The organism is Limnobacter sp. UBA3528 (assembly GCF_002377005.1).
In the GTDB taxonomy this organism is placed as follows: Bacteria; Pseudomonadota; Gammaproteobacteria; order Burkholderiales; family Burkholderiaceae_B; genus Limnobacter.
This window is the reverse complement of the sequence record NZ_DFOZ01000009.1, coordinates 24,423-34,276: the sequence shown is the minus strand read 5'-3', so window position 1 is coordinate 34,276 and position 9,854 is coordinate 24,423. Positions and strand designations below refer to the sequence as shown.

The 9,854-nt window shown below is 54.6% G+C and carries 10 protein-coding genes; 2 read left to right on the top strand and 8 right to left on the bottom strand.

The genetic code is table 11. The features are described 5' to 3' along the window. Nucleotides 1-116: 116 nt before the first annotated feature. From B4N58_RS02305 to B4N58_RS02295, 3 genes are read right to left on the bottom strand one after another with little or no spacing between them, the layout of a single operon-like run. The gene (locus B4N58_RS02305; protein ID WP_291745420.1) at nt 117-1,103 is read right to left on the bottom strand and encodes a quinone oxidoreductase family protein; all 987 of its coding nucleotides are present in this window, start codon (nt 1,101-1,103) and stop codon (nt 117-119) included. Further along, a complete protein-coding gene (locus B4N58_RS02300) occupies nt 1,100-2,041 on the bottom strand; it encodes a DMT family transporter (protein WP_291745418.1) in 942 nt (313 codons plus the stop codon). The genes B4N58_RS02305 and B4N58_RS02300 overlap by 4 nt, the downstream gene beginning before the upstream one ends. Before the next feature lie 15 nt (nt 2,042-2,056). After that, on the bottom strand, nt 2,057-2,920 hold the full coding sequence (locus B4N58_RS02295) for an NAD(P)-dependent oxidoreductase (protein ID WP_008252000.1): 864 nt from the start codon (nt 2,918-2,920) through the stop codon (nt 2,057-2,059). A gap of 132 nt (nt 2,921-3,052) precedes the next feature. Here B4N58_RS02295 and B4N58_RS02290 point away from each other — a divergent pair, with 132 nt between their 5' ends. Continuing rightward, nucleotides 3,053-3,508 carry a YaiI/YqxD family protein gene (locus B4N58_RS02290; RefSeq protein ID WP_291745416.1) on the top strand — a complete coding sequence of 152 codons (456 nt, stop codon included), beginning with the start codon at nt 3,053-3,055 and terminating at the stop codon, nt 3,506-3,508. Here B4N58_RS02290 and B4N58_RS02285 read toward each other — a convergent pair. From B4N58_RS02285 to doeB2, 5 genes are read right to left on the bottom strand one after another with little or no spacing between them, the layout of a single operon-like run. Beyond that, entirely contained in the window at nt 3,505-3,822 is a 318-nt protein-coding gene (locus B4N58_RS02285; protein WP_008252004.1) for an EthD family reductase, read from the bottom strand. The two genes, B4N58_RS02290 and B4N58_RS02285, sit on opposite strands and share 4 nt — an antisense overlap. Before the next feature lie 23 nt (nt 3,823-3,845). Next, nucleotides 3,846-5,219, bottom strand: coding sequence for an NAD-dependent succinate-semialdehyde dehydrogenase (locus tag B4N58_RS02280; RefSeq protein ID WP_291745414.1), 1,374 nt, complete (start codon nt 5,217-5,219; stop codon nt 3,846-3,848). Beyond that, entirely contained in the window at nt 5,216-6,472 is a 1,257-nt protein-coding gene (doeA, locus tag B4N58_RS02275) for an ectoine hydrolase (RefSeq protein ID WP_008252008.1), read from the bottom strand. Before doeA ends, B4N58_RS02280 begins: the two co-directional genes overlap by 4 nt. After that, nucleotides 6,469-7,746 carry an aspartate aminotransferase family protein gene (locus B4N58_RS02270; RefSeq protein WP_291745411.1) on the bottom strand — a complete coding sequence of 426 codons (1,278 nt, stop codon included), beginning with the start codon at nt 7,744-7,746 and terminating at the stop codon, nt 6,469-6,471. Before B4N58_RS02270 ends, doeA begins: the two co-directional genes overlap by 4 nt. Nucleotides 7,747-7,751: 5 nt before the next feature. Next, on the bottom strand, nt 7,752-8,936 hold the full coding sequence (gene doeB2, locus B4N58_RS02265) for a N(2)-acetyl-L-2,4-diaminobutanoate deacetylase DoeB2 (RefSeq protein ID WP_291745409.1): 1,185 nt from the start codon (nt 8,934-8,936) through the stop codon (nt 7,752-7,754). Nucleotides 8,937-9,075: 139 nt separating this feature from the next. On the opposite strand from doeB2, the gene B4N58_RS02260 reads away from it, so the two are divergent. Beyond that, nucleotides 9,076-9,807 carry a glycerophosphodiester phosphodiesterase gene (locus tag B4N58_RS02260; RefSeq protein ID WP_291745407.1) on the top strand — a complete coding sequence of 244 codons (732 nt, stop codon included), beginning with the start codon at nt 9,076-9,078 and terminating at the stop codon, nt 9,805-9,807. Nucleotides 9,808-9,854: the final 47 nt, after the last annotated feature.

Here is a 9,854-nt window from a genome sequence, read left to right as displayed (position 1 = left end):
GAGCGAGGTGAGTCAGGGTGAATATCAAAAAGGGAAATACAGGTTTTCTGGCGAGAGATCGGAACCCAAGTCGATCGGGCAGTTAACCGGCAGTCAAGCAAGAAAGAGAGATCCGATCAAGGAATCAGCACGGTGCAACCTGTCGTGCGTCGTCCCTCAAGTTCTGTATGTGCCTTCACCACATCGGCCAGCGCAAACCGCTGGTTGATTTGAATTTTCACAGCACCACTTGCCACCACGCCAAACATTTCAGCCGCACTTTCCAGCATTTCAGCCTTGTCTACTGTAAACGATGCCACGGTTGGGCGGGTCAGCACCAATGAGCCACGCTCGGCCAGCCACTGCAATGGAACCGGGTCAACCTTACCGCTGGCATTGCCAAAGCTGATCATCATGCCACGCGGTTTCAGGCAATTCAGAGAGTCGACAAAAGTGGCTTTGCCCACGCTGTCATAAACCACGGGAACACCTTTCCCATCGGTCAATTCCTTAACGCGCTCTACAATATTTTCTTCGCTTGTAATGATTACTTCGGCGCAACCATTGGCTTTGGCCAACTCTGCTTTTTCTCGTGTTGACACAGTACCAATCACCCGCACACCCAGCGATTTTGCCCATTGCGTGGCGATGGTGCCTACGCCACCGGCTGCAGCGTGAAACAAAATGGTGTCGCCTGCCTGCACCTTGTACACGCGGCGCAGCAGGTATTGCGCGGTGAAGCCTTTCAGCATCATCGCGGCGGCTGTTTCAAAATCAATGCTGTCCGGAATTTTCACCAGCGGGTGTGCCGGCATATTTCGCACGGTGGCATACGAGCCTACAGGGCCAGAGCCATAGGCCACGCGGTCGCCCACTTTCAGGTCAGTTACGTCTTCTCCAACTGCGCGCACAATGCCTGCACCTTCGGTGCCGGGGCAGCAGGGCAGGGGTTGTGGGTAAACGCCAGTGCGCCAATACACTTCGATGTAATTCAGGCCAATCGCTTTGTGTTCAACCTGTACTTCACCGGCTTTGGGCGGGCCGACTTCGATGTCTTCCATTGTCAACACATCGGGTGCACCGGGGTTGTAAAAGCGAACAATTTTTGCGGGGGTAGTACTCATGTGATAGCTCCTTCTTTTGCTTCTTTTTTCATGCTCAGCAGGGCCACACCTGCAATTACAAGTGCAGTTCCAGCAGCATGCCAAACGGTAAATGGTTCTTCTAATATCCATGTGCCCAACGCAATCGTGGCGATGGGGCCAATCATGCCCAGTTGCGACACGCGCGGTGCGCCGATCAAGCTGATGGCAGTCATTACGGCGAATACTGGTACAAAGGTGCAAAACACCGCATTCACCAAAGACCAACCCCAAACGGGCAAAGGTTGTTCAACAATAATGCTCAACGGCTGCTGCAAGTTGATTTGTATCAAAATGGCTGCAGCCGAAACCAGGGTGGCCATGGCGGTAACGCGTATGGTGCCCAGTCGCTTGAGCAACCGCTCGCCCACAATCAGGTAACTGGCGTAACAAATGGCGGACACAAAAACCAGCACTACGCCCAAGGCCGTGTTGTCGCCCACCAGCACGGTTTCATGGCCATACACCACAGCCAGACCCACATAGCTCAGTGCCATGCACATGATTTGCCAAGGTTGGGGCCACTGGTGTTTGATCATGCAGGCGATCAAGAGCACGATGGACGGATATGTGAACAGGATCAGCCGTTCAAGCCCGGCAGTGATGTATTGCAAGCCCATGAAGTCGAACAGGCTGGCCAGGTAGTAACCGAGCAAACCGGCCAGGGCCACCAAGCCGTAGTCTTTGGCTGTCATTTTCACCGCATTTTTTTCTCGCAGTACGGTGAATATGAGTGCACCCAGAAACAGGGGGAGTGACAACAGCATGCGCATGGCCAACAGGGTGGAAGCATCGACCGGGTAGGCATACGCCAGCTTCACGACAATGGCTTTGCCAGAAAAAAAGATGGCGCCCAAGAGCGCCAAACCCACGCCCCAAGTCGTGGGTGATCGTTCCAGTAAAGCGCGCGTTCGGCTCAAGGCTGGCGCGCGCTTTTACAAACGTTTGATGAGGCTCGAGGTGTCCCAGCGCTGGCCGCCCATGCCCTGTACCTCGGCATAAAACTGGTCAACCAGTGCGGTCACTGGAAGCTGAGAACCATTGCGGCGTGCTTCTTCAAGCACCAGGCTCAAGTCTTTGCGCATCCAGTCCACTGCGAAACCGAAATCGAATTTGCCCTCCACCATGGTTTTGCCACGGTTGTCCATTTGCCAGCTTTGTGCGGCGCCTTTGCCAATCACTTCAAGCGCTTTGCTGACATCCAGCCCGGCGTTCATGCCAAACTTCAATGCCTCTGACAAACCCTGCAGCAGACCTGCGATACACACCTGGTTGACCATTTTTGTCAACTGACCGCTGCCCGATTCACCCATCAAGGTCACTGCTTTGGCAAATGCGGCAATCACGTCTTTCGACTGTTCAAAGTCTGCGTGAGTTCCGCCACACATCACAGTCAGTTGTCCGTTTTCGGCACCCGCTTGGCCGCCTGACACTGGCGCGTCAATAAAACCAAAGCCCGCATCTTTGGCATGCTCGAACAGTTCGCGCGCAATTTTCGCGCTGGCGGTGGTGTGATCAATGAACACTGCGCCTGGCTTCATGCCATGGAATGCACCATTGATTCCAGTGCAAATTTGGCGCAAATCGTCGTCGTTGCCCACACAGGCGAATACGAAGTCCTGGCCAGTGGCCGCCTGTTCGGGCGTGCTTGCCATTTTGCCGCCGTGTTGGGCCACCCACTTTTCCGCTTTGGCCGAGCTTCGGTTGTACACCGTGACTTCATGGCCGGCTTTCACCAAATGACCTGCCATGGGGTATCCCATAACGCCCAAACCCAGAAAAGCAACTTTGAAACCCATATTAACCACCTGAAAAAGTTTTAGTTCTTGATTGAACTGTATCGGAATAGAACGGGTATTGCGCTTCGGATCATCCCTAGGTTTTGCGATTTGATAGGATCGAGGCTTGTTGCATTTTTGCGTGGTTAATCTATGAAAATCTGGGTCGACGCCGACGCCTGCCCCGTTGCCGTGAAGGAAATCATTTTTCGCGCGGCCGACCGAACCGGCATTGAAACCACATTGGTGGCCAATCAGTACATTCGCACGCCACCCTCAAGATTCATCAAGCTGTTGCAGGTGCCGCGTGGTTTTGATGAGGCCGATGATGAAATTGTGCGGCGTGTTGAGGCGGGAAATTTGGTGATTACCAGCGACATTCCACTGGCTGCGCAATTGGTGGACAAGGGAGCGCAGGTGCTAAGCCCGCGCGGAGAGATGTTTACGGCAGAGAATATCAAAGCCCTGCACACCATGCGCGATTTCATGGACACCATGCGGGCCAGTGGGATCGATACAGGCGGCCCGCCCGCCTACAGCCAGGCGGACCGAAAAACTTTCGCGAGTCAGTTCGACAGAATTATCGCGAAGTTTCCCAAGGTTGTTTAGCCTTTTTCGACTGTCACTTCACTGATCACGATCACCGGGCTGGCATTGGTGTAGTTGGGAATGTCTGCCATAATTTCTTTCGCATGCGGGCCGAAAGCCGCCTGAAATGCCTCGACTGAATCCACCAGCAAATGCCCCATGGCCACAAACGCGGGTGCATCGCCTGCGCCACCAGCCAGGCCTTTGTCAACGGTGTAGTGGTGCAGGGCATTGCCCATTTTGCTTTTCACCAGTGGCATGTGTGTGGTTTTGTAGTAATCATGGTCAAAGCTGACGCCTTGCGCATTGGGGTACATCACACTGACTTTGATCATTTTTGTTGTCTCCTCGACTGCCTCTATTTAATCCAGACCTGCTTGGCGTTAACAAACTCGCGAATGCCGTGTGGCCCAAGCTCGCGGCCGTAACCCGATTGCTTGATGCCACCACTGGGCAATCGGGGGTCGGTTTTTACAATGCCATTCACCGCAACCTGCCCGGCCTGCAGTTCGTGGACTGCGCGCATGGCTTTGCTGGTGCTGGCTGTCCATATACTAGAGCCCAAACCGTAGTTTGTGTTGTTGGCCACTGCCAGTGCTTCATCAATATTTTCTATTTTCATCACGGCCATGACCGGTCCAAAGGTTTCTTCCTCAAATGCGCACATGCCGGGTTTGACATCGGCCAGCAGGGTGGTGGGGTAGTGGTAGCCGGGGGTGTCGGGCAGTTCTCCGCCCAGCAGGCACTTTGCACCTTCCGAAATGGTTTGTTGCACTTGTCGGTGCAAGTTGTCGCGCAGGTCTTTGCGGGCAATTGGGCCAATGTCGGTGGCGCTATCCAGCGGATCGCCCAGTTTCAATTTGACCAGTCGTACTTTCAACAAGGTTGTAAATTCTTCGTACACCTTGGCTTCAATCAAAATGCGTTTGGCGGCAATGCAACTTTGGCCCGCGTTGATGATGCGGGACAACACCACCACGTCGGCAGCGCGTTCCAGGTCGGCATCGGCCAGCACAATGCAGGGGTCAGAACCGCCCAGTTCAAGCACAGCAGGTTTCAATTCCGAGGCGGCGGTGGCTGCTACTTTCCTGCCTGCTGCGCTGGAACCGGTGAAGCTGACAGCCATGATCCTGGGGTCTCGAATGGCCTGTTCCACATGTTCTGTGCGCAGTGGCAAATTCACCACCACACCCGCGGGTGCGCCGGCCTCCTTGAACAAGTCAGCCAAAGCCTGTGCCGTGGCTGGCACATTCGGGTCGTGCTTCATCACGCAGGTGTTGCCGGCCATCAGTGCCGGGGCCAGGTAGCGAAAGGCCAGCCAGGTCGGTGCATTCCAGGGCAATATGCCCAGCAGGGTGCCCAGTGGCTGGTACTTCACATAACTTTCGGAAGCATCCGATGCAATCCATTCATCGGCCAGGTGCTTGCTGGCGTGCTCGGCATAATATTCGCAACAGGTGGCGGCCTTTTCAACTTCAGGGCCGCCTTCTTTCACAGGTTTGCCCATTTCAAGTGCCATTAGCTCAGCCAACCTGTTTTTCTGTTTGCGCAATTGAGCAGCCACTGCATGAAGCACTTTGCCGCGTTCAGCAAATGATTTCGAGGACCATGCCGGAAAGGCAGCGGCAGCAATGCCAATTTGTGCGCTGATTTGTTCACCTTGCAGGGCAAGGTGTTCGTTGATTTGTTCACCGGTCAAGGGGTTGGTCGAAATAAGCATGGCAGTGGTCATACAGCCTGGTCCTCCTGCGTGTTGGTTTCTGTTGCAGCTTTTTTCTTCCCGGGTGTGGAGTTCACCGCGCTGAGTGTGTGCACGTTTTTCTCAGGCTTGATGGTGAAATCTCGGTCGAGTGAGAAGAATGATTCGCAACCGTTTTTCGTGATGATGATGGTGTCGGAGATGCCGCAGGTTTTGTCGCCATCCACGCCCCACATCCACGGAATGATGTGAAAGGTCATGCCCTCTTCAAGGATGGACGATTCGCCCTGCTTCAAACTCATGATGTAGCCTTCATCCCAGCTGGGTGGGAATGCAATGCCAATTGAATAACCCGAGCGGGTTATCAGCCGTGCGCCCACATCGTTGTGGGTGATGATGTTGCGAATCAGGTTGTCTGCATCCGACACCGTCATGCCCGGTTGAAAATACTCGTGCACGGCATCCAGCGCATGCTTCATGGTTTCCTGTGCTTTGTACATCGAGTCGCTTAGTTCACCCAGTACGGCTGTGCGCATCATGGCGGTGTGGTATCGCCTGTAGCATCCACCCACCTCAAGAAACACATGTTCCCCGGGTTTCACCACGCGGCCTTCCCAGGTGGCATGACCTATCATGGTGCGCGGCCCGCTGGTGACATACGGCATTACTGCGGGTGGTTCACCGCCAGCCTTGAACATTGCGGATGAAATGGCAGCACCAATGTCGTTTTCAGTGGCCCCGGGTACGCAGGCTTCAAGACCCGCTTTCATGCCTGCTTCGGTGGCCAGGGCAGCTTTTCTCATCAGTTCAATTTCAACTGGCGATTTGCGCAAGCGGCCTTGTTCGACAATGCCGAAACAATCCAGCAGTTTGCCTTTGCTCAAGCGGGTGTGCACGAAATCTTGTTGATAGGCCGGGAAAAAATAGCTGTTGCGTTCGTAACCAATCCGCTTGTCATCCAGCCTGAATTCACGCAGGGCATCCAGCAACATTTGAATGGCATCGCCAGTGTCGGGGTAGGGGCGTGATTGCTCTACCCACGTGCGCGCAAACACATTCGATTCTTCCAGCGCACGCGTGATCATGAACGGTTCATCTTCCAGCGGCACCACCAAGGCTTGAAAAAACGAATACCCGGTTGTTTGATAGTCGGTCAGGTACATGATGTTCTCGGGGTCGGTAATGACCACCGCATCCAGCCTGCGCTGGGCAATGCGCGTGCGCAATTCGGCAATGCGCCGCTCGTATTCCTCGAAAGGAAAGGTCATGTCATCTCGTTTTTTCATGCGGCCTCCATCACGTGGTTAACCGCCTTGATCAAGGTGTTCAGGCCTTGTTCCAGATCTTGATCGGGAATGGTCAGGGGCGGAATCAGCTTGATGACCCTGCCGCCAGTGCCGCAGCTTGCAATCATCAGGCCGTTCTCGAAACACTGGTTCACAATGGCTTTCGAAGCCTCGGTGCTGCCCACGTTCAATCCCAGAATCATGCCTTTGCCGGTCAGCTCAAGTTGAGGGTGGCGTTGCACTACGCTGTGCATGGCAGCGTGCATCACCTTGGCCTTGCGTTTGACCTCAGCCATCAGTTCATCGTTTTCGAAGTAAGACAGTGCTTCACGCCCCGCCACGAACGACAGGTTTTGCCCGCGGAAGGTACCGGTGTGTTCACCCGGCGACCAGTGCTTGTCAATTTCTGGTTTCACCAAATTCAACGCCATGGGGGTGCCCCAGCCGCCCACGCCTTTGGCCAGGCACACAATGTCGGGGTCAAGGCCCATGTCATCAAAGCTGAAGTAGGTGCCGGTACGGCCACAGCCCACCTGAATGTCGTCGATGATCAGCAGTGCGCCAAGTTCCTTGGCCAAGGTTTGCAGGTCTTGCAGCCATTTGGCGCTGGCCACTTTCACGCCGCCTTCGGCTTGAATGGTTTCAATCAAAAACGCTGCAGGTGCTGCCACGCCGCTGGATGTGTCGGCATACAGCGCGCGCATGCGTTGAATGCTTTCATCACCACAACCCAGGGTGCAGCCTTTGCATAGGGTTTCGCAGCCAAAAGCCTGATGGGTGACGTGTTGTAAAGGCACCCCGGCAGCACTCCTGAAATAGGCGTTGGCCGTGCAGGCCAGTGAACCCAGTGTCATGCCGTGAAAGCCATGCGAGAACGACACAATTTGTTGTCGACCGGTTACTCGGCGCGCAATTTTTAAAGCCGCCTCAACCGAGTTGGTGCCAGTCGGCCCCATGAACTGCATTTTGTGCGGCATGTTGCGGGGTTTGAGCACCACTTCTTCAAACTTTTCGATAAACGCGCGCTTGGCCACGGTGGCCATGTCAAGGCTGTGGGTAACGCCATTGGACTGAATGTAATCCACCACTGCTTTTTGCATGCGCTCGTTGTTGTGTCCGAAGTTCAGCACACCGGCACCTGCAAAAAAATCAATGTACTCCTTGCCGTTTTCATCGGTTTGGCGGGCATTCAATGCTTTGTCAAACACCACGGGATAGGTGCGGCTGTAACCGCGAACATCGCTTTCTCGTCGCTCAAAAGTTTGCATATTCATTCACATCACTCCTTGTTGTTGTGTGTTGTGTCGGGGGCGCCTGCCAGACGCGCGTAAAGGCGGGCGACCGGTTCAATCAAGGCGTCGTTGAAGTCATAAAAAGGGCTGTGGCAGGGGAAGGACTGCTCCCCCTGTTTTCCAGCGCCTACCAGGGCAAAAGCGCCTGGAATTTCTTGCAGGTAGTAACTGAAGTCTTCCGAAGCCATGATTGGCACCGGCGTGTGGGTATCAAAGGCGGTGTCGCCCATCACCGCACTCCAGGCTGCCCTTAAATTTCCCGCTTGGTCAGCGTGGTTGATGGTCGCGTTGTAGCGGGGTTCAATGGTGACTTTGGCTTCAACGCCGTAGGCCTGTGCGGTGTGTTCTACAATTTCAGTAATCAAGCTGTTGATTTGTTCGCGGGTGGCATTGTTGGGCACGCGAATGCTTCCACCCAGTATTGCTTGGCGGGGAATGACTGTGGGCCCGCTGGGTGCGTCAAATGAGGTGACGCTCAGCACAGCTGCTTGTTGGGGGGCAAGCCTGCGCGCAATCACCTGTTGCAATGCTTGCACCATGGCGCTGCCGGCCAGTATGGGGTCGCGGCACAGTTCGGGTTGGCTGGCGTGGCCGCCTTGGCCTGTCACGGTAATTTCAAACGTACCGTTGCCGCACATCACAATTCCGTCGGGGCAAACCAGCTGCCCCTGGGGTATGGCAGGCCAATTGTGCCAGCCATAAATTTCGTCAACGCCTTGTAGTGCGCCATTCTCAATCATGCGCAATGCGCCGTGCCCACCCTCTTCGGCGGGTTGGAATATCAGGGTGACTGGCCCGGGCAAGGTGTGTTCAACACTTTTCAAATATTGAGCTGTGGCCAGCAAGGTGGCCGTGTGGCCATCATGCCCGCAGGCGTGCATGCAACCCATTTGCCGGGAAGCCCAGGCTTTGCCGGTTTGTTCCTGAATGGGCAAAGCATCAATGTCCCCGCGCAAGCCAATGTGTGGGGCGCTGTATGATTTTGCTGAAGTATTCAGGCGCGCCAAGGTGCCGGTGCCCGCGCAAGGGGACCAGTCGATATTGAGTTCGCTGAGCGTTGTTCTTATTTTTTGAGCGGTGCGTGTTTCATGCCAGCTTAATTCAGGCTCGCTGTGTAACTCTTGCCGTAATCGTATCGCTTGGCTAATCGTGTTTTGCCAGAACGCAGACATTGCCCTCCCTGTTAAATGGACTATTCTTTTACCTTAACATCAGAAGGGAGTGCATTAAAACCGCTGAAGTTCCGGGATAACCCTTTAAAAAGTAAATAATTTTGCTTTGACCAAGCTTAGTCTAGGTCAGGGCTGAACAATGTCAGGATCAATAAAAATGGAATTGTGGGCGCATCGCGGCAGTGGAAAAGGCAGTCTTGAAAACACTATCAAAGGTTTTGAAATTGCACTAAATTCGGGTTTCAATGCCGTCGAGTTTGACGTGATGTTGACCGCCGACAGCGTGCCCATGATTCACCACGACTGGGTGATGGGGCGTTGTGCACGGTCGCTCGACCCAGCCATGGCAGCCACCGATCCGCTGACCCGCTTTGATAGCCTGCGCGTGCGCGACCTGCGTCATTACGCCGTGCAGGACGAACCAATACCCAGTCTTGCCCAAACCATCGCTTATTGTCTGAAGCACAACATGCGCGCCAATGTGGAACTGAAAGCCACTCACCCCGCCAATGCCATGGCCCTGGGGCAGGCTGTGAAGGGCACAGTTGAAGAATTGCCTCTTGATCAACAGCAGCACATTCGCAAGCACTGGGTGTTTTCCAGTTTCTACCACGCAAGCCTGTTGCCACTGCAAGGTTACGACCTTGCGTTGTTGTACGAGCAACTGCCCGACAATTGGGTGTTGCACGCCGATGCGCTGCGGGCCAGTGCCATTCATTTGCACTGGAGCGGGGCCGAGCCCGTGGCATTGCGCCGCATACACACCACTGGGCGGGTGGTTCGGGTTTACACGGTGAACGACGCGGAACAGGCGAAAACGCTGCAAGCCTTGGGTATCAAAGGGCTTTTTACCGATCGAATGACCTTATAATCGAGGGTTAAACCAAAAACCGCATGCCGCTTTATTCAGGAAGGTAG